22 protein-coding genes are annotated in these 26482 nt (G+C 60.3%); 7 read left to right on the top strand and 15 right to left on the bottom strand.

Going from position 1 to position 26482, the window contains the following annotated elements:
- Positions 1–9 precede the first annotated feature (9 nt).
- From AACX78_RS01720 to AACX78_RS01705, 4 genes are read left to right on the top strand one after another with little or no spacing between them, the layout of a single operon-like run.
- The gene (locus tag AACX78_RS01720) at positions 10–381 is read left to right on the top strand and encodes an anti-anti-sigma factor (protein WP_088814402.1); all 372 of its coding nucleotides are present in this window, start codon (positions 10–12) and stop codon (positions 379–381) included.
- 6 nt (positions 382–387) lie between these two features.
- On the top strand, positions 388–1452 hold the full coding sequence (locus AACX78_RS01715; protein WP_159165198.1) for an ATP-binding SpoIIE family protein phosphatase: 1065 nt from the start codon (positions 388–390) through the stop codon (positions 1450–1452).
- Complete coding sequence (locus tag AACX78_RS01710) at positions 1453–4119, top strand: response regulator (RefSeq protein ID WP_159165197.1); 2667 nt, start codon at positions 1453–1455, stop codon at positions 4117–4119.
- A gap of 9 nt (positions 4120–4128) precedes the next feature.
- Entirely contained in the window at positions 4129–5250 is a 1122-nt protein-coding gene (locus tag AACX78_RS01705) for a response regulator (RefSeq protein WP_159165196.1), read from the top strand.
- Here AACX78_RS01705 and AACX78_RS01700 read toward each other — a convergent pair.
- Positions 5247–5927 carry an ATP-binding protein gene (locus tag AACX78_RS01700; RefSeq protein ID WP_159165195.1) on the bottom strand — a complete coding sequence of 227 codons (681 nt, stop codon included), beginning with the start codon at positions 5925–5927 and terminating at the stop codon, positions 5247–5249. The two genes, AACX78_RS01705 and AACX78_RS01700, sit on opposite strands and share 4 nt — an antisense overlap.
- Positions 5928–6108: 181 nt before the next feature.
- Between AACX78_RS01700 and AACX78_RS01695 the strand changes: the two genes are divergently transcribed.
- The 3 genes from AACX78_RS01695 (at position 6109) to AACX78_RS01685 (ending at position 8652) form a co-directional block, all read left to right on the top strand.
- Entirely contained in the window at positions 6109–7425 is a 1317-nt protein-coding gene (locus tag AACX78_RS01695; protein WP_059168872.1) for an MFS transporter, read from the top strand.
- A 143-nt stretch (positions 7426–7568) separates the two neighbouring features.
- A complete protein-coding gene (locus AACX78_RS01690) occupies positions 7569–8285 on the top strand; it encodes a MarC family NAAT transporter (protein WP_058394779.1) in 717 nt (238 codons plus the stop codon).
- Positions 8286–8448: 163 nt separating this feature from the next.
- On the top strand, positions 8449–8652 hold the full coding sequence (locus AACX78_RS01685; RefSeq protein ID WP_170321042.1) for a hypothetical protein: 204 nt from the start codon (positions 8449–8451) through the stop codon (positions 8650–8652).
- A gap of 125 nt (positions 8653–8777) precedes the next feature.
- Here the strand turns inward: AACX78_RS01685 and tldD are convergent, their stop codons facing one another.
- From tldD to AACX78_RS01615, 14 genes are all read right to left on the bottom strand, one after another.
- Positions 8778–10226 (bottom strand): metalloprotease TldD, encoded by a 1449-nt coding sequence (gene tldD / locus AACX78_RS01680; RefSeq protein ID WP_058394778.1) that lies wholly within the window; start codon positions 10224–10226, stop codon positions 8778–8780.
- Positions 10227–10310: 84 nt separating this feature from the next.
- On the bottom strand, positions 10311–11144 hold the full coding sequence (locus tag AACX78_RS01675) for a carbon-nitrogen hydrolase family protein (RefSeq protein ID WP_159165194.1): 834 nt from the start codon (positions 11142–11144) through the stop codon (positions 10311–10313).
- 29 nt (positions 11145–11173) lie between these two features.
- On the bottom strand, positions 11174–11494 hold the full coding sequence (locus AACX78_RS01670; RefSeq protein WP_159165193.1) for a Dabb family protein: 321 nt from the start codon (positions 11492–11494) through the stop codon (positions 11174–11176).
- Positions 11495–11543: 49 nt separating this feature from the next.
- Complete coding sequence (locus AACX78_RS01665; protein WP_201302749.1) at positions 11544–15443, bottom strand: YhdP family protein; 3900 nt, start codon at positions 15441–15443, stop codon at positions 11544–11546.
- On the bottom strand, positions 15444–16913 hold the full coding sequence (gene rng, locus AACX78_RS01660; RefSeq protein WP_005316349.1) for a ribonuclease G: 1470 nt from the start codon (positions 16911–16913) through the stop codon (positions 15444–15446).
- A gap of 94 nt (positions 16914–17007) precedes the next feature.
- Complete coding sequence (locus tag AACX78_RS01655) at positions 17008–17595, bottom strand: Maf family protein (RefSeq protein WP_159165192.1); 588 nt, start codon at positions 17593–17595, stop codon at positions 17008–17010.
- A 100-nt stretch (positions 17596–17695) separates the two neighbouring features.
- Entirely contained in the window at positions 17696–18181 is a 486-nt protein-coding gene (gene mreD, locus AACX78_RS01650) for a rod shape-determining protein MreD (RefSeq protein WP_005316354.1), read from the bottom strand.
- A complete protein-coding gene (gene mreC / locus AACX78_RS01645; RefSeq protein WP_159165191.1) occupies positions 18181–19071 on the bottom strand; it encodes a rod shape-determining protein MreC in 891 nt (296 codons plus the stop codon). The genes mreD and mreC overlap by 1 nt, the downstream gene beginning before the upstream one ends.
- Before the next feature lie 42 nt (positions 19072–19113).
- A complete protein-coding gene (locus AACX78_RS01640; RefSeq protein ID WP_005308111.1) occupies positions 19114–20154 on the bottom strand; it encodes a rod shape-determining protein in 1041 nt (346 codons plus the stop codon).
- A 204-nt stretch (positions 20155–20358) separates the two neighbouring features.
- Positions 20359–24018: a DUF6701 domain-containing protein gene (locus AACX78_RS01635; protein ID WP_159165190.1), complete on the bottom strand. Its 3660-nt coding sequence runs from the start codon at positions 24016–24018 to the stop codon at positions 20359–20361.
- Positions 24018–24488: an MSHA biogenesis protein MshP gene (locus AACX78_RS01630; protein WP_407704384.1), complete on the bottom strand. Its 471-nt coding sequence runs from the start codon at positions 24486–24488 to the stop codon at positions 24018–24020. Before AACX78_RS01630 ends, AACX78_RS01635 begins: the two co-directional genes overlap by 1 nt.
- Positions 24478–25389 (bottom strand): PilW family protein, encoded by a 912-nt coding sequence (locus tag AACX78_RS01625; protein ID WP_159165189.1) that lies wholly within the window; start codon positions 25387–25389, stop codon positions 24478–24480. Before AACX78_RS01625 ends, AACX78_RS01630 begins: the two co-directional genes overlap by 11 nt.
- A complete protein-coding gene (locus AACX78_RS01620; protein WP_159165188.1) occupies positions 25389–25952 on the bottom strand; it encodes a type IV pilus modification PilV family protein in 564 nt (187 codons plus the stop codon). The genes AACX78_RS01625 and AACX78_RS01620 overlap by 1 nt, the downstream gene beginning before the upstream one ends.
- On the bottom strand, positions 25939–26436 hold the full coding sequence (locus tag AACX78_RS01615) for a type II secretion system protein (RefSeq protein WP_159165187.1): 498 nt from the start codon (positions 26434–26436) through the stop codon (positions 25939–25941). The genes AACX78_RS01620 and AACX78_RS01615 overlap by 14 nt, the downstream gene beginning before the upstream one ends.
- Between the last annotated feature and the right edge of the window lie 46 nt (positions 26437–26482).

Raw genomic sequence — 26482 nt, 5'->3', positions numbered from 1 at the left:
GCCATGACCATGCAGCTCAACAACGATCTTGGCATCGCCGATGTGGCCGACTGCATAGTGGTCAGCATGCGTCCCGATCTCGGTGACGATGGCATGCAGATGCTGATGCAGGCCCTCTCCCAGCGACTGGTACACGGGCGTCACCATGCAGTGTTGCTCGACTTCTCCGGCGTCATGCTGCTGGATCACCATGAATTCAGACAGGTACGCAAGCTGGCCGAGGTATGCCGCCTGTTAGGCGCCATCTGCCTGCTAGTGGGGCTCAATGCCGGGATCGCCGCGTTTCTGGCGCTGGCCGAAGCGCAGCCCGGGCCGCTGCGCTGCTTCATCGACATGGACGACGCCTTCGCCCACGTCCGCCATCTCAAGGGCGAGGAGTAAAGCGCCATGATGCAAGAGCATGCGACTCAGGAGGCCAACTATCCGCTGCGCCACGATATCGATCTGCACCTGACTGTGATGGCGGTGCGTCGGCTTCCCTTTATCGCCAGCCTGTCTGACGTGGATCGTGCCATGCTCTCCACCGTGGTTTCCGAGCTTGGCAGCAATATCCTGAAATACGCCGGGCAGGGGGAAATCACCCTGACCCTCCATCACCCCAAGGGACGAGCCTGCATCGACATCATCGCCCGTGACAAAGGGCCCGGCATACCGGATGTGCATCAGGCCCTGCAGGATCACTACAGCACCTCGGGCACCCTGGGGCTGGGGCTACCCGGCGTGCGACGCATGATGTCAGAGCTCACCATCAGCACACCGCCGGAAGGGGGCACCCTGGTGCAGGCTCGAAAGTGGCTGGGCTCGGCACCCTCGACGATACGCCTCACAATGCCAACCCAGTCATGGGGTCAGCCTGGTTTGAAACTGGCATGGGCCAGCGAAAACAGGCCCTGCTATCCGGAAAAGGTCTCCGGCGATCTGGTCTTTATCCGGCCCACCTCCGACGGCGCCTTGCTGGTGCTGATCGATGTCAGCGGCCACGGCACCTCGGCCAACAAGCTGGCACTGACACTGGAAGAGGCGCTGCAAAACACCCCTGAGCAGGAGCCGGCACCTCTGCTGCAGCTGTTGCACCAACACTGCATCGGTACCCGGGGAGCGGCAGCTGGCATAGCCCTGGTCAACAGTGAACGGGGGGAACTGAGCTACGCCGGTATCGGCAACACCCGCATCTGTCTGCGCGGCCATGACCTCTGGCGCGGCATCTCCCGCGATGGAGTGCTGGGGGAGCGCTTCCCCACCCCCTTGCTGCAACGCCAGCCCATGGAGCCGGGGGATGTGCTGATGCTCTATTCGGATGGCATCAGCGAGTCGCTCAACCTGCGTGACGGCGCACTGGATCTGGGGGCGGATCCCGCCATCCTGGCCCGTCAAGTCATAGACCACAGCGGCCGCAGCACGGACGATGCGAGTTGTATCGTGTTGCGGGTACAACCGGAGAAGGAGCGCTAGATGCGGCAGCGGATCGGTGATATCAGGCTCTCTGGCCCGGCGGCAGCCCTCACCGCCAGACGCAAGGTGATCCAGGTGCTCACCTGCATCGACAAGAATCCCACCTTCGTGGCGCCGCTGGCGGGTACCACCTCGGAGCTGGTGCGCCAGCTGACGGCGACCACCGACTCGCTGCAACTCCAGCTGTGGCTGGAGAGCCATACGCAGGAGCTGTGGGTCTCCCTCTCGGCGGACGAGCCACTGCAGCACAGTCCGTCCGGCGCAGCCCATGGCAACATCCGGCTGGTTCCTCACTCTGACACTGACATCGCCCTGGTGTGCCACCTGCCGCACTGGCCCGATGACGCTCTGCTGTTGCAGATGCAGCAGCAGTTCGCCGAACCGACCCGGGATGAGCTGTTCGCCGTGATGCAGACCAAGAATCAGGAGCTGGAGCAGGCCTATGAGCTGGCAGAAAGCGCGACCCGGGCCAAGAGCGATTTTCTCGCCAACATGAGCCACGAGATCCGCACCCCCATGAACGCCATCCTGGGCATGGCCCACCTCGCCCTACAAACCCGGCTCGATCCGCAGCAAGCCGACTATGTGGGCAAGATCCAGCGCTCGGCCCAGCACCTGCTCGGCATCATCAACGATATCCTCGACTTCTCCAAGATAGAGGCGGGCAAGCTGGATCTGGAGCAGATCGAGTTCGATCTCGACCATGTGCTGGAAAATCTGGCGACTCTGGTGGGCGAGAAGGCCGAAGCCAAGGGCATAGAGCTGCTGTTCGAGGTCGACCACCAGCTCGACACCCTGCTCTATGGCGATCCCCTCCGGCTCGGCCAGATCCTGATCAACTATGCCAACAATGCGGTCAAATTCACCGAGCAGGGGGAGATACTGGTCAAGGTCACTTGCTTGGAAAAACTGCCGAAGGAAGTGCTGTTGCACTGTTCGGTGCAGGACACGGGGATCGGCATGAGCCAGGAGCAGCAGCAGCGGCTGTTCCAGTCTTTCAAGCAGGCGGACAGCTCCACCACCCGCAAATACGGCGGCACCGGCCTCGGGCTCGCCATCTCCCGCGAACTGGCGGCATTGATGGGGGGTGAGGTCGGCGTGCAGAGCGAACCGGGCAAGGGAAGCACCTTCTGGTTTACCGCCCGACTCGGCCGTGGCAGATACAGATCACGCTATCTGCCGAGTCTGGACCTGCGTGGTCGCCGCATGCTGGTGGCCGACGACAGTGCCAGCGCCCGCACCATACTGGCTGCCCTGCTGCGCAGCATGAGCTTCGTGGTGGACACCGCCGAATCGGGTCAGCAGGCCTTGCAGATGATCGCCAGCGCCGAACAGGAAGGTAACGCCTATGAGGTGGTGCTGCTGGATTGGCACATGCCGGGGCTGGATGGCATAGAGACGGGGCGCCGCCTCATTGCCCGCGGCCTTGGCAAGCGGCTCTATCGGGTCATGGTGACGGGTTATGGGCGGGAAGAGGTCTTTCGTGAAGCACAGGCAGCCGGCTTTGACCGGGTACTGGTCAAGCCGGTGTGTGCCTCAGTACTGTTCGATACCATCATAGGGCTGTTTGGCCATCAAACCACGGCGATCACCTTGAAGACCCCCCAGCCCAGCCACAACTATCGCTTCGACGGACTCCGCATACTGCTGGCAGAAGACAACGAGCTGAACCAGCAGGTGGCGATGGAGTTGCTGCGAGCAGTGGGAGCCGACGTCAGCATCGCCGGCAATGGCGCCATAGCCCTGAAAATGGCAGAGCAACAACCATACGACCTGATCCTGATGGACATGCAGATGCCGGTGATGGATGGACTGGCCGCCACCCGTCAACTGCGCCAGCAAGAGGGCGATGGGCACCAGATCCCGATCCTTGCCATGACGGCCAATGTCATGGCCGGTGACAGAGAGCGCTGCCTGGCAGCGGGCATGGATGACCACATCGCCAAGCCCATCGACCCCGACAAGCTCTATGCCGCCCTGCAGCGCTGGGTGCCCGCCTTCAGTCGTGAAACCGATGCAACACTCAAAACTTCCCCCTCACCACAGGACATGCCTTTACTGCCGCAGTTAAGGGCCCTCGGGCTCAATGCCGAGGCGGCCCTGCAACGGCTGATGCACAACTGGGAGTGGTATCAGGACCTGCTGCAACGGTTCGCCCAACAGGGAACCCAACCCATGCAGAGCCTGATCACCGCCCTGCAGACAGACGACCGGGAGGAAGCCCATCGGCAAGCCCATACCCTCAAAGGGATTGCCGCCACTCTGGGCGCCGATCCACTGCGAGATATCTCGGCCAGGCTGGAGAGTGCGCTCTCCCGCGGAGACGACACCACCAGCCTGCTACCGCTGGCCGAACAAGGGCTGCAGATGCAACAGCAACTGAGCGATGGCGTGCTGGCCCTGCTGCCCACCCAGCCCTCCCCCGACCTGCCGGAGCAAGAGCCAACAGACATAGCGCCCCTGCTGGCGCAGCTGACCCAACTGCTGGTGGAAGATGATGCAGAAGCACTGACCCTGTTCCAGCAACATCAGAAACAGCTGACTGGACAGCTGGGAGAAACAGCATCGACGATGGCAGACGCCATGACCCGCTTCCGTTTTACGGATGCACTGGCACACCTGCAACAAGTCCGGGCCCTCAGGCCCGATCTGTTCAACCAAGAGTGAGGCACCACTATGCTCAACTTGCTGGATCCCGACACCAAACCCACACTGCTGGTGGTCGATGACACCCCTGAAAACCTCTCCCTGCTCAGCGCCCTGCTGGGCCCGCACTATCGGGTCAAGGTGGCCATCAGTGGCCAGCGGGCGCTGGAGATACTGTCATCAGGCACCCGGGTGGATCTGATCCTGCTCGATGTGGTGATGCCCCAGATGGATGGCTATCAGGTGATGCAGGCACTGCAGGAGATGCCGCAGGCGCGGCATATTCCGGTGATTTTCCTGACCGCCAAGGTAGAGGAGAGCGCAGAAGCGCACGGACTGGCACTCGGCGCCGTGGACTATATCCACAAGCCTATCTCTCCCGCCATCGTACTGGCCCGTGTCAGAAACCACCTTGAGCTGAAAGCTGCACGGGATCTGCTCCATGACCAAAACGCCTATCTGGAACAAGAGGTGGAACGGCGCACCCGTGAAAACGAGCTGATCCAGAACATCACCATCCACTCCCTCGCCTCTCTGGCCGAGACCCGGGACAACGAGACCGGCAACCATATACTGCGCACCCAGCACTATGTGAAGCTATTGGCGGAAACCCTGTGCGATCACCCTCGCTTTCGTGCAGAGCTGACCCCCAAGACCATAGATCTGCTGTTCAAGTCTGCCCCCCTGCACGATATCGGCAAGGTCGGCGTACCGGACCGGATCCTGCTCAAACCCGGCAAGCTGGATGCGGATGAGTTCACCCAGATGAAGCACCACTCCATCCTCGGCAAGGAGGCCATAGTCCACGCCGAGGAGGCGCTGGGAGTGGAGGTCGAATTTCTGCGGCTGGCCAAGGAGATCGCCTGCTACCACCACGAGAAATGGGATGGCACCGGCTACCCCTACGGTATGATGGGGGATGAGATCCCCCTGTCGGCCCGACTGATGGCGCTGGCAGATGTGTACGATGCCCTGATCAGCAAGCGGTGTTACAAGGCGGCCATGTCCCATACGGAGGTGGTCCCCATCATATTGGCGGGGCGCAGCAGTCACTTCGATCCCGACATCACGGATGCCTTTGCCCGCATCCACCTGCTGTTTCACGAAATTGCACTGCGCTACAACGATGACAAGGAGACCAACCTCGACTAGGCGGCGGAGTCCGCAGGCAACAAGTCAGTGAAGATGAAGCCGTCCCGCTCCACCGTCTCTCCCACGTACATCGTCAACGGGCGCAGAAACATGGGACCATCATAGGCCAGGGTGTGAAACTCGCCGTTCTCGCCGCACGGATCCACCCCCTGCGGCAAGGCCGCCAGCAGGGCAGGATCGAAATCGTGACCACCCAGGCTGGCATCCAGCTTTTTCGGGTCAAGGGAGCTGATCCTGGCCCTCAGCCCCGCCGCCATCATCTGCCGAGCAAGCTCGTCCGTCTTGCTGCCCCACAGCGGGAACAAGGGCTCTATGCCCGTTCCCACCAGCTGTTTCTCCCGATAGGCGCGCACATCCTCAAGGAAGAGGTCGCCAAACGCCATGTGGTGGATCCCCTCTGCCACCACGCTCGCGATGAAGTCGGTCATGATGCGGGCGTAATCCTCATTGGTGCAGGGCCAGGGCAGATCGAGGGTGGTCAGCGGCAACCCCACACACTCGGCCTGCTGCATCAGCAACTGCTTGCGCACTCCGTGCATGGCCACACGCTCGAAAGCCTGATTGAGGGTGGTAAACAGCCCCACTACCTCGATGGCCGGATCCTGCTGCAATTTGTGCAGTGCCCAGGCGCTGTCCTTGCCACTGCTCCAGGAGAGCAGCACCTTTTTCTTCGTCATGATTTCTCCCACTGTCTCTTCGTCATGATGTTGCCGGTCTTGCTGCACCAAAAAGCTGCAAGACTGTATTGCGAATTGTGCGATTTACATACCGGGATGCAAAAGCATACCCTCGGTAATGAGCGTCTCCCCTGAAAGGATGGGGAACAATAACTAAAAAAGCGATGGGAAACATAAGGATATGACGACAGTCACGCAAGCTTACGACCACAGCCGCCCCCTCAACCGACAGGATTACAAGACACTGAGCCTGGCAGCCCTCGGCGGAGCCCTCGAATTCTACGACTTCATCATCTTCGTCTTCTTCGCCGTGGTGATCGGCGAGCTCTTCTTCCCGGCCGATATTCCCGAGTGGCTGCGCCAGTTCCAGACCTTCGGCATCTTCGCCGCCGGCTATCTGGCTCGCCCCCTTGGCGGCATCATCATGGCCCATTTTGGCGATCTCATCGGCCGCAAGCGGATGTTTACCCTGAGCATACTGCTGATGGCGCTGCCCACCCTGATGATCGGCCTCTTGCCCACCTATGCGGTTCTGGGCATAGGCGCACCACTGGCCCTGCTGGGTTTGCGCATACTGCAAGGAGCCGCCATCGGTGGTGAAGTACCGGGCGCCTGGGTGTTCGTGGCGGAGCACGTGCCCGCCCGCCGGGTCGGGCTCGCCTGTGGCACCCTCACCGCCGGGCTGACTGCCGGCATACTGCTCGGCTCCCTCATCGCCACCGCGGTCAACAAGAACCTGACTCCGGCCGAGGTGAGTGAATGGGGCTGGCGGGTTCCCTTCCTGCTGGGGGGTATCTTTGGCATAGTCGCCATGTATCTGCGCCGCTGGCTGCATGAAACCCCTGTCTTTGCCGAAATGCAGGCCAACAAGGCGCTGGCGGAGGAGCTGCCGCTCAAGACGGTGCTGCGCAGCCACAAGGGCAGCGTGGTGATCTCCATGCTGCTGACCTGGCTGCTCTCCGCCGGTATCGTGGTGGTGATACTGATGACCCCCACCTATCTGCAGAAGGTACATGGCATCAGCCCGGCCGATGCCCTGACCGCCAACTCCCTGGCCATCCTGGCCCTGACCCTGGGCTGCATCGTCTATGGCAGGCTGATCGATGCCCTCGGCAGCGGCCCCACCTTCATGCTGGGCTCATTGCTGCTGGCAGGTTCCAGCTACGCCTTCTATCACGGTCTGGTAGCGGGCACAGAGCAGCTGGTGCCGCTCTACATGCTGGCGGGCTTCGCGGTCGGGATTGTCGGGGCCGTGCCCTACGTCATGGTCAACGCCTTCCCGGCGGTAGTGCGCTTCTCGGGATTGTCGTTCTCCTACAACGTGGCCTACGCCATCTTCGGCGGCCTCACCCCCATGCTGGTGACCCTGTGGATGAAGAACGACGTACTGGCGCCCTCCCACTATGTGGTGAGCCTTTCGGCACTGGGCTTTGCCATCGGTGTGCTGCTGTGGCTGCAACAGCGCAACCAGCGGCAGACGGCGCCACAAGCCGCCTGACCAACGAAAAAGCCCCGGACATCTTCGGGGCTTTTTTATTGTCCTTGTGTTCAGTACGGCCGACATAGGATAGCCTCCCCCCTTAGGGCCAGGCGAATACCTGGCTCCAGACTGTCACCCAATTCCGTTATCCGAGGCTCAAGATGTTCTTTCAAGTCGTATTTCTCGCCTTGCTGGCGCTGCTGCCCATGGTCAACCCGCCAACCACGGCCACCCTGCTATTGGGGCTGAGCAAGGGCATGTCGCGGGAGCATGTGCGCCGCCAGGTCAACCTGGCGGCTATCTATCTGTTTTTCACCCTCTGCATCACCTTCTTTATCGGCTCCTCCATTCTGGATCTGTTCGGGATATCCATTCCGGGCTTGCGGCTGGCAGGGGGTCTCATCATCGGCTTTATCGGCTTTCGCATGCTGTTCCCAGCCCCCAGTCAGACCAACGGGGTCGATATCAACCAGAGCATCGCCTTCGTGCCACTGACCATGCCCAGCATGTGCGGGCCGGGTACCATGGCGCTGGTGATCAGCGGGGCAGCCCAGATTGCCGAGCTGCCCGACGAGTACAACCGCCTCACCATCTACGGCGCCATGGTCACAGCGTTTGCCCTGATGAGTCTGATCAGCTGGGGCGTATTGAAGCTGGCGGATCCTGTCTGCAAGATCCTCGGCGCCACCGGCATCGATGCTATGACCCGGATCATGGGTTTTCTGCTGGTGTGCATGGGCATGCAATTCTGTATCAACGGCATCAAGGAAGTGGCACAGGATCCTGTCTTCCACGGCGCACACTCGATACACACCACGCCTTCCTTGCCATCCCTGCCAGACACTTCTGATCAACGACAGGAGCCGCGCCACCCCTGACTGAAAACGGTGTCAAAAAGCCTCAAAAATCGTCACTGATCTTGCGCTTGATCATGTTACTGACACACAAATGAGTTAGTGTGTTTTTCATACAGATTCGGTTCAGAGATCAGTTGTTAGGTTTGCAGGCAGGCGCCCACTTACTTCAGGAGATGTGCAAATGATGGAAAAGATGCTGACCGAAATTGGAAGCTACAGCCTGTTTCATGAATATCTGAATGTAGTTGGTGTAGCCAGCCCAGCCTTGGCCCGGATAAAAACCCGATGGGAGTACAAAAAAAGCGATCGTCTGGTGGCCCAAATCAGGGTCGACCAACAAGGCAATGCCCGCTTCTACATCGATGCCAGAGCCATATCGGTCAACTGACCCTGTCACCCGTATCCAGCAGCCCCGGCCAGTCGCCGGGGCTTTTTGTTCTCTGGCTTGCACTACCCAAAACAATGACCCCGGCACATGGCCGGGGTCATTCACAACATAGTGGGTTAAACCCCTTACTGGGTGCCGCCCACTGTGAGTTGATCCAGCTTGAGTGTGGGCTGGCCGACACCGACCGGCACGCTCTGTCCCTCTTTGCCGCAGACGCCGACACCACGATCCAGTGCCAGATCACTGCCCACCATGGAAACCAGACTCATGGCTTCCGGACCATTGCCTATCAGGGTCGCGCCCTTGATGGGGGTGGTGATCTTGCCATCCTCGATGAGGTAAGCCTCGGAGGCGGAGAAGACAAACTTGCCGGAAGTGATATCCACCTGACCACCGCCGAAGTTGGGAGCATAGATACCCTTCTTCACCGAGGCGATGATCTCCGCCGGATCGTACTGACCCGCCAGCATATAGGTGTTGGTCATGCGCGGCATCGGCATGGCGGCGTAGGATTCGCGGCGGCCGTTACCTGTGAGCGGAACCCCCATCAGGCGGGCGTTCTGCTTGTCCTGCAAGTAACCCTTGAGGATGCCGTTCTCGATCAAGACGTTGTAGCCGCCCGGCGTCCCTTCGTCATCGATGGAGACGGAGCCGCGCCGACCCGGCAGTGTGCCGTCATCGACTATGGTGCAGTGCTTGGAGGCCACCTGTTCGCCGATGCGGCCGGCAAATGCAGACGAGCCCTTGCGGTTGAAGTCCCCCTCCAGGCCGTGGCCCACGGCCTCGTGCAACAGCACGCCGGGCCAGCCGGCACCGAGTACCACCGGCATGGTACCAGCGGGAGCATCAATGGCCTCCAGGTTGACCAGCGCCTGACGCACGGCCTCGCGCACATAGCCAAAGGCGCGGCTCTCCAGCCCGTCCAGCTCCAGGAAATAGTCATAACCACAACGACCACCACCACCGGCGCTGCCACGCTCGCGGCGCTCGCCTTTCTCGGCGATGACGGTCACCGACAGCCGAACCAGAGGGCGTATGTCAGCAGCGAGCGTACCGTCGGTGGCTGCCACCAGTATCTCTTCATAGACACCGCTGATGGAGGCCATCACCTGATTGATAACGGGATCAAGACTGCGGGCGAACTTGTCCATCTGCTCCAGCAAGGCAATCTTCTGGTGCTTGTCGAGGGTCTGCAGGGGATCCATGGCCGGATAGAGCAGGTTGGCCTCTGTACGAGCCCAGGCCTTCACCTTGCCCTGGGCACCGGCAGCGGCAATGCCGCGGGCAGCAGTGACCGACTGTTGCAGCGCCAGCAGGCTCAGCTCGTCGGAGTAGGCAAAGCCGGTTTTCTCGCCACTGACGGCGCGTACCCCGACCCCTTGGTCGATGTTGTAGCTACCATCCTTGACGATGCCGTCCTCCAGCATCCAGGACTCGTGCCAGCTGCGCTGGAAATAGAGATCGCCGAACTCCACCTGGTGGCTCATCAGGCTGCCGAGCAGCTGCTGCAGCCGCCCTTCGTCGAGGTCGTTCGGGGCCAACAGGGAGGCACTAACCTGGCTCAATAGACTCAATCTTTCTCTCCACTCCCGATCCGGGATTTCACAATAAGATCCCATGCCATAGCGGCCTGGGTCAGCACGCGGGGCGTGCCTTGTTCATTCGTTGTCAGAGACCTGACCCGCCGACAACAGGCGGGCGTGCTGCAGCACCGGCATGGTTCGCTTCAATTCGTCGCCCAGCTCGGGATCCATGGCAGCCAGCACGGTCGCGCGGCCCGACGGCTGGCATGCCAGCACCCTGCCCCAGGGGTCGATCACCATGCTGTGGCCCCAGGTATGGCGCCCGGTTTCATGGGTACCGCCCTGATTGGCGGCCACCACATAGCACTGATTTTCGATGGCGCGGGCCCGCAGCAGCGGCTCCCAGTGCGCCTCGCCGGTCACGGCGGTAAAGGCGGCAGGCACCAGCAACACCCTGGCACCGGCGCGGGCCAGCTGGCGATAGAGTTCGGGAAAGCGCAAATCATAACAGATAGAGAGGCCGAGGGGACCAAAGGGGGAGTCTATCAGCACGCAGTCCTGACCAGGACTGAACGTCTCCGACTCTCGATAGCGCCCCTGATTGTCGGCGACGTCCACATCGAACAGGTGGATCTTGTGGTAATGACCCTTGAGCTCCCCTGCCGAGTCAAACACCAGCGAGCTGGTATGGATATGGTCTGAACCTGCGATAGTCGTCGGCATGGCACCAGCCACCAGCCAGATGCCGTACTCTTTGGCCCAGGCAGCCAGTTGCTGCTGGATAGGCCCCTCACCGATCCGTTCAGCACCATCGAGATAGCCCTGCCGCTCGCCAAACAGGGCAAAGTTTTCCGGCAGCAGTACCAGCAAGGGACGCTCGGCTGGCAGCGCCGCCAGCTCGGCGGCGATCTGCTCCCGGTTATCCTGCCAGTGACGGCCTGATACCAGCTGTATTGCGGCTAACCACATGACGCGCTCCTTGTCCTTGGTGCAAGCCGTCAGATGCTGACAGCGTCTTTGGCTTGCAGTGTGTAGTCCAGCACTATGATACGGTCCAGCACGGGACGGAAGATGGCCTTGAGGGCCTCGTGATCAGGATGGGGCAGGTAACGCTGACGGGCCGCCTCGTCCGCAAAGGTCATCAAGACGCTGTGGGTAAAGCCTTCGGCGCGCCCCTCGGGGCTGTCATTCTGCCCCCACTCGACCGCCACCACGCCATTGACCCTGGCGGGTATGCCGAGAAAAGCCGCCCTGACAGCGGCAATATCGCCAGCCTGGGTGCCCGCTTTGAAGGCAATCAGCAGAATATGTCGGATCATGGCTCTCTCCTTGAGCGTAAGCAGGTCGAGACAAGGGATGGCGCCAGCATCAGGGCTGACGGGGACTCCCTGGTTGCGGATTCAGCAGGAAAGGGGTGACTTCGGCGGCAGGCAACTTGGGCGCTACCGTATCCACCGCCTGTTTCTGCTGCTGGTTGAGCTTGATGCGGGCTCTATCTCGCCCGGCCTCGATCAGCTTGGGATTGTCCAGCGGCCCCTCAACCCTAAAATCGATGCGGGTCACCACATCCACCACTGGCTCCAGCAGTTTGGAGAGAGCCAGCACATAGAGGCCGGTGATCGGCGTCAACGAGAAGGCCGCTACCACCGGCAGGGTGCCGCCCAGATTGGGGGAGAAGCTCAGCTCGTAGTCAAGCCGCCAGCGCACCAGATCGGCGATGCCTTCACCACGCAGGTTGCCCGCGGCCCCCTTCATGTAGAAGTCCTTGTTATCCATCACCCCCTGCTTGATCTTGGCCGAGGCGGACATGGACTCGAAGTAGAAGCCCTTGTCGAACACATCGCGAAAATCGAGCCGCAACTTGCGCAGCAGGGAGTCGAGACTGAGCAGGGAGAGCAGTCGCGCCCCCTTGTCATTGACCTCCCGCAGCGTGCCCCCCTCCAGCTGATAGTTGGCGCTGCCAGCCAGGGTCGGCAGGCTCAGCCGATAGGGCACATCATTCCAGCTCAGATCCAGTGCCATCTTGCCGGGTGCATCACCAATGGGTGAGGTATAGCCGATCCGTTTTAGAAGCAATTCACTGTTTTTACTGGTGATCTTGGCTCTGGCATGGGTCTGCATCCGGCCTGGCTCAGCCAGCCAATCCACTGTGCCTGTCAGCTGGCTCCCCGCCAGCCGCATATCCAGCCCCTTGAGGGTCAGCTTGTTGGCCCCGGGGAGCAGCTCTCCCTTCACCTCGCCGAGCGGCAGTTCGCCGAAGCGGCAATCCACGCAGCTGAAGGTGAGCCAGGGAATGGCATCCATGATGGCTTTGTCCTGCCGCGCATCAGGCTCTGGGCTCAGATCCGAACTCTTGCCGGACCAATGGATGCGGGCGAATTTGGCATCGATGGGCTGGCGATCAGTCACCGGCAGGCGGATCACCCCCATGACGTCCGGGCTGTCGATCATCACCTCTGTGGCGTCCTTGACCGGGCCTACGGTGAAGTGTACAGCCCTGAGATTGGCACTGCCGATATCGGCGCGGGCCAGCTGGCCATCCACCCACCACTCCTGCGGCAGGAAAGGAGGACCAACCACGGCACTGCCGCTCGGCTCACTGCTCGCAGGCACCCACTGTTTGAGTCTGGCCAGCCAGCCAGCCACATCGGCCTGTTGCTGGTTGATGGCGAGCAGCATGGGCTTGTCACGCAGCACCCGTGCCCCCGGCTGGCCTATGTTCACCCTGACCCGGCTGAAGTAAGGAACCCCGTCCCCATAAACCAGTCGGCTCTGCAAATCCACATCGGCCCCCAGCACGGTGCGAATGTCGGCACTGCCGTCACGCCCGCGCACTGTCACCTTGAGCGGCAATCGGCTGTTGGCTGCCTTGGTCAGGGGGAGCGGCAGATCCAGCGCCATGCCTTGCAGGTTGGAGTCCATCGCCAGCTGGAAGCTGAACGGTTTGTCATTGGGCAGGGTCAGCCCCAGGGTACCAGCCCAGTTGCTGCGCCCCTTGAGGATATCGAGGGCGGGGATCTTGCGCTGCTCGCGGCGGCTGTCCCACTGCCCCTTGAACTTGAGATCCACCTGATAGCGGTTCGGCAGCTGCTTGCCCTGATAATCCAGGGTCAGCGGCTGGTTCCACAGGCTGGCCTTGAGGTTGCTGAACCGGGTCTGCTCGTTGTCATATTCGAGGCGCCCCTGTACCTGCTCCAGCGGCAGATCCAGGCTGGCGACCCGCACCTTGTTGTTGTTGAACAGGGCATCGCCGCTCGCCTTGACCTCGCTTTCACCATCGAGGGGAATATCCAGCTTGACCGACCCCTTGAGCGGGCCGCGGATCTCTATCTCACGCAGCGCCTGACCCACGGAATCCCCCAGCGGAGAGTCCTGCAAGTAGTCGCTGATGGCCTTGCCCTCACCTTCTACCTTGGCATCCACATAGAGATGGGCGCCGGGATAGAGATCCGGGATCCAGGCATGGACCGAATCGGAGCTGGCCTTGCCAAGGTGGGTGGAACGGCTGTTCATGTCGAGACTGGCGTTCTGGAACAGCAGATCGATCTGCAGGTCGGTGAGGGGTTGCCAACCGGGGAAGAACTGGAAAGTCGCCTGCTCGAGCGGAACCGCCACCTGGAAGATGCCCTCGCCCTTGCTGTAGGGGAAATCCTTGAACTCGCCGTACCAGAGCAGGTCGGCGCCCTTGGCCTGACCCCCCTTGATGGCGCCGCTCAGGTAATCCACCAGGCTCTTGTCCATCACCTGCAACGGGTAGTAGCGATCCGCATTGCCCGCATTCTTGACGTCGATGCGGCCTGTCAGCGCGAGGAAAGTATGTTCGAACAGATCCATCCTGAAGCGGCTGTCGAGGCGCAAATCCGGGTTGTCCAGCGCCACATCCTGACCATAGAGCACCCAGCCCTGCGGGACTTGCCACCAGTCGAGCCGTGCCGAGAAGCTGTCCACCGGGATCGGCTCCTTGAAGTGGCGGGCCGGATCCACCTTGTCATTGGCAAGGGCCAGTCGGGCACTGCCCCCCGTTGGGGTCAGCCAGAATTCGCCATTGAGATCCTGCACGCCGGGCACATCCTGCCAGGCGCTGACCTTGATGTGGGATAGCCGGCCGCTGAGAGAGAGCCCCCGCCAGCCGGCATCGGCCTGCAAAATGAGATCCTGCAGCTGACCCTTGGGCTGGGTACGCTTGAGGGTTTCGGTCAGTTCGGGGTAGAGACCCGATACCAGCTGGCTCAGGTTGGCGACCTGATCGAGGTCGATAGCAGGCACATAACCCTGGATGCGGGAGCCGATCCGCTCGAGCTGCAAACGGCTGCGTAACCAGGGTTTGCCATCGAGCTTGAAGGTCATGTCATGGCTGGCGAGCTGCCACTCCTCACCATCCCGGTGCAGCTGGATCTTGCCACCCTGCAGGCCGAGACGGTGCATGACATCCTGCTTCTCATCCTTCCAGATCAGGTAGTTGTCGCCAAACGCCAGCAGGGACTCTCCCAGCTGACCGTCGGCAAATTCACTCCAGAGCTGGAAATCGAGCTGGCCGGCGACCTTGGGCTCACCGGCGTGGATCCGCGCCAGCATGGGGCTGACGTCGAACTGGCTGGCGCCGAGATAGAGCTGGCCCCGCAAGCGATCGAACCGATCCTCTGGGGTATCCACATCAAGGATGAGATCTATGGTGCTCTCGCCCACCCCGTTGATGAGATAGGCCTTGCCGACCCCCTGATGGCGTTTGCCGCGGTTCTGCCAGCGCAGTTGGGCGATATCGAGGGCCCGCACCTCCCCCAGCGCCGTCGTCAGGCTGAGGCGGGTATCATGAATATCGAAAGTGGAGAGCTGGGTGAGAAAAAAGCGCAGCAACGCCTGCTGTTGATCGACGCCACCACGGGTATCGGGCTCGGCGGACCGGGCCAGATCCAGCGCAATGTCGCCATCGCTCAGTATGAGCTGGCCGAACACGGGCCTGAGTTCATTGAGGGAGCGCCAGAAGTCGAGGTGAGCCCACACCTTGCCAAGACGCAGGGTGAAGCGACCCGAATCCGGCGCTATCGCCAGCTGTTGCAGCTCGAGCGCCGGGCCGCGCTGGGTCCAGTCCAGGCCTATGTGTTCAACACTGGCCTCCAGCTGATTGCCGGCCAGCAGGGCATCGAGCAGTGCCTGTCTGTGCTGATTGAGCAAGGGGCCGCCAAAGCGCGCCAGACTGACCAGAATGGCCAGCAGCACGAAGAAGACCCCGAGGGCCAACCAGCCCCGACTCAACCAGCGATAGACCAATTACATCATCACCACATCAAACTGTTCCTGACCACAGAGGGGCTCACTCACCACTCTGACCTGCTTGCCGATGAACACCTCCAGCTCGGCGAGACTGTGGGACTCCTCACCGCGCAGATAGTCGATCACGGCCGGTGCAGCGTAAACGGTGAACTGATCCGCATCATAGGCGCGGTTGACCCGGATGATCTCCCGCAGGATCTCGAAACAGACCGACTCCACCGTCTTGACCCGACCGCGCCCCTTGCACTCGGGGCATTCGGAGCAGAGCACGTGCTCCAGGCTTTCGCGGGTGCGCTTGCGGGTCATCTCCACCAGACCAAGCTGGGAGAAACCGTTGACGTTGGTCTTGGCGCGATCCTTGGCCAGCGCCTGTTCCAGACTGTGCAGCACACGGCGACGATGATCTTCCGACTGCATGTCGATGAAATCGATGATGATGATGCCGCCGAGGTTGCGCAGACGCAGGTGGCGGGCGATGGCCGCCGTCGCCTCGACGTTGGTATTGAAGATGGTCTCTTCCAGATTGCGATGGCCGACGAAGGCGCCCGTGTTGATGTCCACTGTCGTCATGGCTTCGGTCTGGTCGATGATGAGGTAGCCGCCGGACTTGAGCTCTACCTTGCGTTCCAGCGCGCGCTGGATCTCGTTCTCCACATCGTAGAGATCGAAAATCGGCGACTCGCCCGGGTAATACTCCAGCTTGCCAGCCAGCTCGGGCACGTACTCCTCGGTGAAGCGCTTGAGCTGATCGAAGCTCTGGCGTGAATCGACCCGGATCTTGTCCAGTTCGGCACCGACAAAGTCGCGCACCACCCGAAACGCCAGGCTGGGATCCTCGTAGAGGATCTTGCAGGGAGGATACTTGTGCTTGCGCTCCAGGATCTTGCGCCACAGGCGTTTCAGGAAGGCGGCATCCTGCTCCAGCTCCTGCTCACCCACCCCTTCGGCGGCGGTACGAATGATGTAGCCACCCAGATCGTCCACATAACCGGCCACGGTACGCTTGAGGCGCTCGCGCTCCGCTTCGGACTCGATACGCTGGGAGACACCGACGTGGGCGCTGCCGGGCATGAACACCAGATAGCGGGACGGCAGGGTAATGTCGGTGGTGAGGCGGGCCCCCTTGGTACCCAGCGGATCTTTCACCACCTGCACCATTATGTCCTGGCCCTGGCGCACCAGCTCGGCGATGTTACCGGCCTGGAACTGCTCCTTCTCCTTCACCGCCACACACTCGGTGTGCGGCACTATGTCGGAAGCGTGCAGGAACGCCGCCTTGTCCATGCCGATATCGACGAAAGCCGCCTGCATCCCGGGCAGCACCCGACTGATCTTGCCTTTGTAGATATTGCCCACTATGCCACGCTTGGCCTGACGCTCTACGTGCACTTCCTGCAGCAGACCGTTTTCGACCAGGGCGACACGGGTTTCGGAGGGGGTGACGTTCACCAGCAGTTCTACCGACATAAGTTACCTTGCCTGTTCCAGTTTTGAATTCTATAAAGCCAATCCGGTACAACGCGCGCAAGGGAGAACGCAGCAGAGCACAGCTGACGAAAAATTATCGGACCTGTTCCAGATGATGCTTGATCAACAGATCCGTTTCCAGCAGGGGCAAACCGACAACGGCGCTGTAGCTCCCCTCAATCCGGCTGACAAACTTGCCGGCAATCCCCTGAATCGCATAGGCACCGGCCTTGTCACAGGGCTCACCCGTGCGCCAGTAGGCTTCGATCTCGGCCTCATCCAGCTTGCGAAACGCCACATTGGTGGTGACCAGTCGCACATCGCAGCGATCCGGGGTAGCCAGCGCTACCGCCGTCATCACCTGATGCACCTTGCCGGAGAGCGCTTCCAGCATGTCTTTGGCGTCGAGCAGGTCGGAGGGCTTCTCGAGCACCCGATCACCCAGCACCACTATGGTGTCGGCACCCAGCACAGGCAGCATGGTCGGGGCGGCGGCCACCCCGGCCATCGCCTTGTCGCGGGCGAGGCGACAGACATAATCCTGTGCCTTTTCACCCTCTTCACGCCGCTCTGGCACGTCCAATCTGAGTACCTCGAAGCGGTAGCCCAGCTGGGCGAGCAGTTCATGGCGGCGGGGCGAGCTCGAGGCAAGATAGAGTTGCAGTTCGTTGTGCTTGTTCATATTCGCTTAATGAGATGAGGTAGAGTTGCAGTTCGCTGTGCTTATTCATATTCGCTTAATGAGCTGAGGTAAAGTTGTAGTTCGTTGTTTTTGCTCATATTCACTTGATATTGAAGCGACGGCGCACCTTGCGCAAGACCAGAAAAACCCAGGGCCATATTAGCATCGTGCTCAGGGTCGACCAAAAATAGGCGAAATTGAGGCTGGCACGGCTGAACAGGTGCTCGGCCCAGAAGATGGTCACCTTGCCCACCAGCGAGAGACAGCCGATGATCAGCGCCTGTTGCCAGAGGGAGAAGTTGCGGATCTTCTGAAACTGGAAGGCCGCCAGATAGGTGGTGATGGCCATGGCCATGGCCCGCACGCCGAGCGTGCTGCCCAGCAGCACATCCAGCAGCAGGCCCGCCACCCAGGCGGAGCCGACGTTGGTACGGTGCGGCAAGGCCAGCGCCCAATAGATGAGCACCATGGCGAGCCAGTCCGGACGGAAGGGTTCAAATTGAAAGGGAAGCGGCAGGATCGACAGGCACAGAGCCAGCAGGATCGAGATCCAGATCCAGATCCTGCCGCTGGCGGGTTCTAGCATCAGGGTGTTGCTCCCGCTGCCGAGGTTGCCGGCGCGGCTGGCGCCACGTCATCATCATGCACATCCGGTTTCTTGTCTGTCCACAGCAAGAGCAGGTAGCGCAATCTGTCCAGCGCCACCAGCGGCTTGGCTTCGACCTGGGCGAAGGGTTTGCCCTCCACATAGTCGGAGCGGGTCACGGTCGCCACCGGATAACCTTCCGGGAAGCGGCCGCCGAGCCCGGAGGTGACCAGCAGATCGCCGACCTGCACATCCGTGTTGCGCGGCAGGTTGCGCAGCTCCAGCTTGTCCAGCTCGCCGCTGCCGGAGGCGATGGCGCGCAGGTCATTGCGCAGCACCCGCACCGGAATGCCGTGGCTGGAGTCGGTCACAAGCAGGACGCGACTGGTGGTGGACCCCACGTGCAGCACCTGACCTATGACCCCCTGATCGTTGATCACCGGCTGGCCGTTATAGACACCGTCCAGCGCCCCCTTGTTGATCAGCACCTGATGGCTGAAGGGGTCAGAATCCACAGACAGCAGCTCGGCCACCATCTTGCGGGACTCCTTGTGCACCGGCGAACCGAGCAGCTCACGCAGACGCTGGTTCTCGTGCTCCAGATGATCCATCTTGAGCAGGCGCGAACGCAGGGTGAACAGCTGCTGCTCCTGCTGCTTGGTCTGCTCGATAAGGCCTGCCCGGGTCTGCACCTGGGTCGACATGGTATCGAGCATGATACCTGGCGCATTGGCTATGTATTGCAACGGGCTGACAAGGGAACTGAGGTAGACGCGGACGTGGGTAAACACACCGAAGCGGGAGTCCGCTACGATGGCAGCAATGGAGATGATGACGGCGAGAAACAACCGTAACTGAAGCGAAGGGCCTCTACCAAAAATGGGTTTCATGGGTCGTCAAAAAAGAGCCGGCGCGCTGGCCGGCTTTGGGTCTTATTCGTAGTGGAACAGGTCGCCACCGTGCATATCGATCAGCTCCAGCGCCTTGCCGCCGCCACGGGCCACACAGGTGAGGGGATCTTCGGCAACCACTACCGGTATGCCGGTCTCTTCCATCAGCAGACGGTCGATATCCTTCAGCAGTGCGCCACCACCGGTCAGCACCATGCCGCGCTCGGAGATGTCGGACGCCAGTTCCGGCGGAGACTGCTCCAGCGCCACCATAACGGCGGAGACGATACCGGACAGCGGCTCTTGCAGCGCTTCCAGGATCTCGTTGGAGTTGAGGGTAAAGCTGCGCGGCACACCTTCAGCCAGGTTGCGACCACGGACTTCGATCTCGCGCACCTCTTCGCCCGGATAGGCGGAGCCGATTTCGTGCTTGATGCGCTCGGCGGTCGCTTCCCCGATCAGGCTGCCGTAGTTGCGACGGACGTAGCTGATGATGGCTTCGTCAAATTTGTCGCCACCGATACGGACAGACTGGGAGTAAACCACGCCGTTCAGGGAGATGATGGCCACTTCAGTAGTACCACCACCGATATCGACCACCATGGAACCGGTCGCTTCGGAGACCGGCAAGCCGGCGCCGATGGCGGCAGCCATGGGTTCGTCGATCAGGTAAACCTCACGAGCACCAGCGCCCAGTGCGGATTCCTTGATGGCGCGGCGTTCTACCTGGGTAGAGCCACACGGCACACACACCAGCACACGGGGGCTGGGGCGGAAATAGTTGTTGTCGTGAACCTGCTTGATAAAGTGCTGCAGCATCTTCTCGGTCACGTAGAAGTCGGCGATGACGCCGTCTTTCATCGGACGGATAGCGGAGATGTTGCCTGGGGTACGACCCAGCATCTGCTTGGCGGCATGACCGACGGCAGCGACCGATTTGGCGTTCCCGCGCTCTTGGCGAATGGCGACAACTGAGGGTTCGTTAAGGACGATCCCTTGATCTTTTACGTAGATCAGGGTGTTGGCAGTTCCCAAGTCGATCGACAGATCGTTGGAAAAGACGCCTCTGAGCTTTTTGAACATGGCTACGGGAAATCCTAAGAATTTGGAGGTGCAGAAAACCGGCTAACTTTACCAATGCCTACCCCAATGGGCAAGCGCTCAAACTGTCGCCAATCAATCAGTCGCGACAAAAATGCGAGTCATCACTCACTCGCACAGGCCGACAAACGCTAATAAACAAGAAGATAGGGGGGAAGATCCCGAAGATCCGCCGCCCCGCCTCCGCTACTGCATCACTTCACGCCGATAAATAATTCTGTCATTACCTCTGCTGGAGCCAAAAATGGCCTCACCTTGCAGGCTAACGGGGTCAGATAACCAGAGCGGCTGAGCCGGCTGTTTTGACAAATCGACCTTGTAGGGGATGCGTACAGAAATTTTTGGCTCGGCAAAATTGAACAGGATCTCGCCATCTTTGGCGACTGCCGATATCCCCCCTGGAGGCGTACTACCCAACCCAAGCCGGATCTTGCGATTGGCTCCGAGATTCAGATCTTGAGTGGCCGTATCAAAGGTGTGACTCGGATTGATGAAGCTGACCCCATCACCGGCGAGAGAGAGCAGAGTGCATTGATCTTCCTCGTTGAGCAGCCAGTCGCCTGATTCGTAATATTGCATTTGCAGTGGAATGGCCAGCGGCGCTGCTGCGAGCCCCGCTCCAGTGCCCGCCAGCAATCGGCCAAAATAGGCTTTCATGGATGTCGCATCGATAAGGCGAGCATTGCAGTTACTTCCGCTGCAATCGCCAGTCACCACCTCATTGAAATCGGGGCTGGCAATCAGGGTGCGCTCGCCATCGTTATCCTGCATATAGAGGCCAAACAGCAGTGCCTTGAAGGGGCCATCCGGCTGGGTATCGGAGAGGCGCACAAACTCGCTGCTGCCGCTGAACTCTGCCTGCCCATTTAGCCAGGGCAGAGGTTGCAGGCTGCGCAAGCGGCTCGATAGAGAGGTTCCATTCTTGCTATTGGCGGTAGTGATATAAGCATTGCCCTTGGCAAAGTCGCCGGTGTAATTACGGGTCTGTCCCCCAGCCACATTGCGGGCAATGATATCCAGCGTCACCCCGAATGGCTGGCCCATGTAGGAGAAGACGCTACAGGCAGGCACTATGTCGCCGCTGACCAATTCAAAATCAGCAGGGATAAAACGGCCCACCGGCTGGCTCTGGGCAGAAGGGATGGTATATCCGAAGTAGTTGCTGGTGGGCGGAGTCGCCGTCATCCGGAACACCCCCACCTCGCTCACCGTCTGGTTGACACTGTTGAGACTGTTGGTCGCAGCCACATGGTTGTAGGTGGTGGTTCCCACTGTCGCATTGGTACCTGTGCTTGGCGCCACCAGGGTGCTGCCCAAGCCAACACCGCTCAGCACAAAATTGGGGGTTGTCTGATTCCCCGCGCAAATATCCCCATCATTGACGGCTTCCCAGGCCATCGCCTTGATATCTACCTGGAAGGTCTCACCCGCTTTCTTGAAGACCGGGCAGCTGGCATTCCCTACCGTACAGACCCCTTGCGGGGGCGTAATGCACAAGCCGACAGGACGTGCCACGAACTGGTCCGAGCCGAGCATCACCAGACCCGCAGTCTCCCCACTGCCATTATGACTAGCGGAAAGCTGCATCCGACCCGCATCGGGGTAGGTCACTTTTTTCAAGGTCGCCTTACCCTGATTATCGAAAGTCAGGTTGAGGGTGGTTGGCGTTGGCGAAGGAACACTAGCGGCATAGGTAGCGATGGGATTGCCATCTATGGATATCCGGCTGCCAAAGTTATTGTTACTCGGATTGCTATAGGTTCCCCAGAAACCAACCGACCTGACCCCGGTAAAGCCGGGTACGCACTGCTTGGTAATATCGTCTTTCTTGACTGCGCTGATGGTCACATCCTGCGGCTGGTTGGAATAGGTATCCGGCGCGTCGAAGAAAAAACCGCTGTCGGCAAAACTCAGGGTGCAGGCGGCTACGCTGGGGGTGCCATTACCTGACTTGCACAAGGTAGTACTGAATGGTTTGGTGGTCGGGGTCGAGCCTGATACTCCGATAGTGACCGCCGAGGCTGTGTTATTGCGAAGCTGGACCGTGGTGGAGCCGCCACTGAAGGTCACCGTATTGCCGCCGACCCAGCCATTGCTGCTGGACGTCGGCATCAGACTCAGGGTCGCCGTAACAGGGTCGGTAATAAGGGTGCTACAAGCCGCATCGGCACAGGCCTTGATAGTGACCGTCTCCGGATTGCACGTCAGCGCCTGACCGGAGTGTTCGAGTTGGAAATGATCGATCTGTACGCCGACCGGGCTGGATCGCAGGGCGCAGATCCGCACGTTGTCGATTTCGTGAAAGTTGGTCACCGAGCCGGTGGATCCGGTCAGGGAGAGCAGGAAATTGGCCGGTACCGCAGACTGACCGGTCTGACTCGCCATGTTGATGGGTCCAACCAGGGTGCTGTAGCCCGAGCCGGTGTCCCGCTCGACTTTCGTCAGCGAGCTGCCAGTGGTCCGGGAGTCGACAGTAATTCGATAACGGTGGGGGCGATTGCTATTCGTACCACTGTCAACGCCCGGGTTCAGGTTGCTTGTAGTGCCAGCCAGATAACGGTAGCCCGAGGTACCCGAGCCTGAGCCACGGATGGAAACTGCCTGAGGGCGGGATCCCAGATTGTAGGACCCCCCTTCATTGGCATAGTTGCCATACTCGTCGAGCCCCACCCCGAGCCAACCGCCGGCGAAGCCGCTGATCCCGGTCTTGAAGCCGTAGCCCAGCGGGCCGCCAAAGGCCCCGGGCTGCGGCGTCAGGGTGGCATCCGAGAGCACCACCGCCATCCCATCTGCCCCGCTAGAGCCAAAGGTTTTGTAGGCGAATTGATCGAATTCGACCGTCACCAGATTGCCGGCCCCCGGAAAGAGGCGCTGGAAGGTGGCCGAGGTGGCCTGATTGGTGACGTTCTGGGTGAGGCGCAGGCGGCCGTTTTGTACCGATGGCAGGGTGCTGTTGTTGCGCTGGGCCACCACCCAGCTGTCCGGGTTGATCTGGGCGCTGTCAAAACCGTCCTCAAAACAGGTCAGCGGAGGAGGAACGGCATAGTCGTTGATGCTGGATTGGGTATCCATGCTCAGGTAACGGGCCGTCACCCGCCCATAAACGGTGGCATTGTTGTTCATGGTCAACCGACCATCGGTGTAGAGGTAGCCATAAAATCGAGAATTGTTGTCTATGGTCATGTCGCCATAGTTGACCCAGACAAGGCTGCCCTGATTGGTCGCATTGATGTTGACCGTGTTGAGCAGCTTCACGTCCTGATTGACAAAAATACGGGTCGTGCCGTTGCCGGACAGGCGGATGGTGGCATTATCGAGGATCAACGAATCGATAAAGTAATCCCCATCCCCCAGCACCAGAGTACCGTTGTTGCGAACGCTCAGCGATTTAATCTGGTAGGTGCTGCGGCTCGGAAAGGTCACGGTGCAATTCTCGACCGTGGCAGACCCGTAGTCTGAGAAGAGTGCGGTTTGCTGGCCCTGCTGGCAAAGAAGCGGCATCACAGACGTGATGGTCGGGAACTTGTTGTTCCCCGTTGCCATTGGGAGGCCGCGGATATCGCTGCCGGTGATGGCACAGACCTTGTAACCGCCAGCCCCGTTATCACAACGGGGCGTATTGTTCTGATCGGGTAGGATGGAACAGAAGTTGAGCGGCAGACCGCCGGTGCCATTGATCTTGGGATTGTTAAGCTGGATGAGCTGGTTGCCGCTGATCTGGTGGCAGGTGTTGTTGTTGTTACCATGATGACCCTGTGCCACGGCAGGGAAGAAGGTGCTGGTGTCGATGGGGTCAAATGCCCAGACCGGGCTAGTGAAGAGGGCCAGCGCCCATAGCCATTTCATCACAAACCTCCATCATAGGCTTCGGCCGTCACTGTCCTGCTCACGGCAAAATCGGGGTTGGCACTGCCGAGATCGGTCGAGCCACAGGAGCCGACACTGAGCAGACGGTAGCCATTGGTCACCTCTCCGTTATAGGTCACGGGCAGTTGCACGCAACTGATCCTTGCCTCGCAGCCAGCCAGTCCAGAATTGCCATTAAACACAAGTGATGAGAGTACCCACTCGCAGCGATCAAGCGGTGATGGCGGTGTCGGTCTATTGGGGAACAGTTGATACAAGGCTATTTCCAGTCCGCTCTGTGCCGCCAGCAAGGCGCGTACACTGCGCACCTCTACCGTATTTTTCTCGCTGCTGTCCACCAGAAAGCGACCCATAGCAGCCGCCAGCAGCGCCATCACCACAATGACAAACAGGGCGATCATCAGAGCACTGCCACGCATGCGTCCAAGCGCGTGTGTATCAGGGCACATTGAGCACCTCTATCTTGTGGTTGAAGGTAACTGACTCCCCTTTGCGCTCGAACACAAAGCGCATGCCAAACTCCCCTTCAGCGTTAAACGCAGAGGTTTCCCGATAGAAAGCGCCAATACGAAGGGAATCTGCCATCAACACGCCCTGCGCAGGCAAAGATGCACCAATGGGAGCTGTGGTACGGGTGAGCGTGCTCCCTTCCACACAGTAACGTACCTGCTGGTTGGCAAAGTAGACTCGGCTGCCGGGGGAGAGGCCCGCCAGGCTCTCGGCGCTGGTATAGCGAATGGTTTGCGCCCCGGAGACGGGCGTCAGCACATCAGTGACCTTGGCTACGCAGCGGCCATAATCGCAGCCTGCCGTGAGCGAGCCGGCATTTTTGTCCGGCACAGGGAATACGATCAGCTGGTCATCTTTTTTGACGGCGGTGGCATCCACATCCAGTGGATTGGCAGCAGAGGCCGGGGTCGCCATCACCAGCTCAAGGGTGGCCGTGCTCCCCGATATGGCGCGGTTTAGCACCAGATAGCGGCTGGAGGTGCTGATGGGCCAGAAACTCAGACAAGGGCCAGCGTCGACCCAAACACCATCTGTCGTCTCTATCCGCTCCGATCCCGGCACCGCATCACGCACTTCACGGTTGAGTCGCTCCATGGCGAAGCGGGCATCGCTCATCAGCTGCTCACGACTGCTGGCATCCCCATAGATCTGGCTGCCAATGCCGATGAACTGGCTGGTAAAGGTCGCCATTATGCCCAGCAGCAGGATCACCATCACCAGCTCGACCAGGGTAAAACCGCGGGCACGCCCACGTCTGGCGCAGGTTCGATTCGCCGGTCGGCGTAATCGGACATCGGAAGCAAGATCGGACACTCGGATACGATCGCAAAGCCGACCCATCAGTAGTTCCCCCGATAGAAGGAGAAGTCGAGCCGACTCTCGTCAGGTAACTTTACTTGCAGATCAATCCGCTTTCCCACAGAGCAAGGGGGAGCACAGGTGTTATTGAATGTCCCATCGCTGAAATCGACCCCACTCACCGCAATTTTCACCTGGTAGTTGCGATACTCCTCTCCGCTGATCCCCGCCACAGTCTGGGTAAACCGATTGGCATCCACCCAGTTGCCTGCGGTATCGAAGTCATCCACATCGTTGTAGGCATAAGGCGCTGGCTCGCCATCTGGGCCATAGCTACTCGAACAGGCAGGAATCGTGACGCCCGTGACCGTCTCACCACAGCGATAGCGGCCACCGTTATGATCCGACTGCTCATCGAACGACTTTTGCAACATCTCGCCGGCCAGACGCTGGGCCAGCTGGGCTGCACGCACCTGCTGCACCGGATCCACGGCCTGGGGCGCCTGATTGATCAAGAGCCCCAGAATGCCGGTCAGCGCCACCGCCAACAGCACTATGCCGACAATCAGCTCAATCAGGGTAAAACCGCGATCAGGGGATCTCATGGATATACCCCTCGGGCTCTATCTTGATGCGGCCCGTTTCGCGGCCATCCGCTACCTGCAGGGTACAGCCATTGGCTGTGGAGCAATCCCCTTGTGGGCGGCCCATATGATCAAAATGCAGCACAAAGCGGGTATTGCCGTTCAGGGTGACAGCGATATCGGCTGAGGGGGTAACCAGACGGCCACGAGCACGCAAATTGTCGTTCCAGCCATCGCTCAGATCATCGCTGGATGGGCAGGTGGCAGCAAAAGTGCGGTGGGCAAAACGGGGGGAGACAACAATGAGTTGAGTACAGCGATTGGTGGCTTCATGCATATTGACGGTCTGCACCAGCCGCAGCCGGGCCAGCAGTTCGTCGCGTACGGTTTGAGTTTCAAAGCCGCCTTTACCCAGCCACTTGGGCACGGCAAAGGCGGCCAGAATCCCGAGCAGCAGGATCACAATGACCAGTTCAATCAGGGTAAAGCCCTTGGCTGCAGGCATTGGGATTCTCACAAGGGGAAAGAGAAAGCGAGGCCGAAGCCTCGCC

This window comes from Aeromonas sp. 9A, from assembly GCF_963900955.1.
Lineage (GTDB): Bacteria > Pseudomonadota > Gammaproteobacteria > Enterobacterales > Aeromonadaceae > Aeromonas > Aeromonas salmonicida.
The sequence above is the reverse complement of the archived record's forward strand: the minus strand, read 5'-3'. Positions and strand labels throughout refer to the sequence as shown.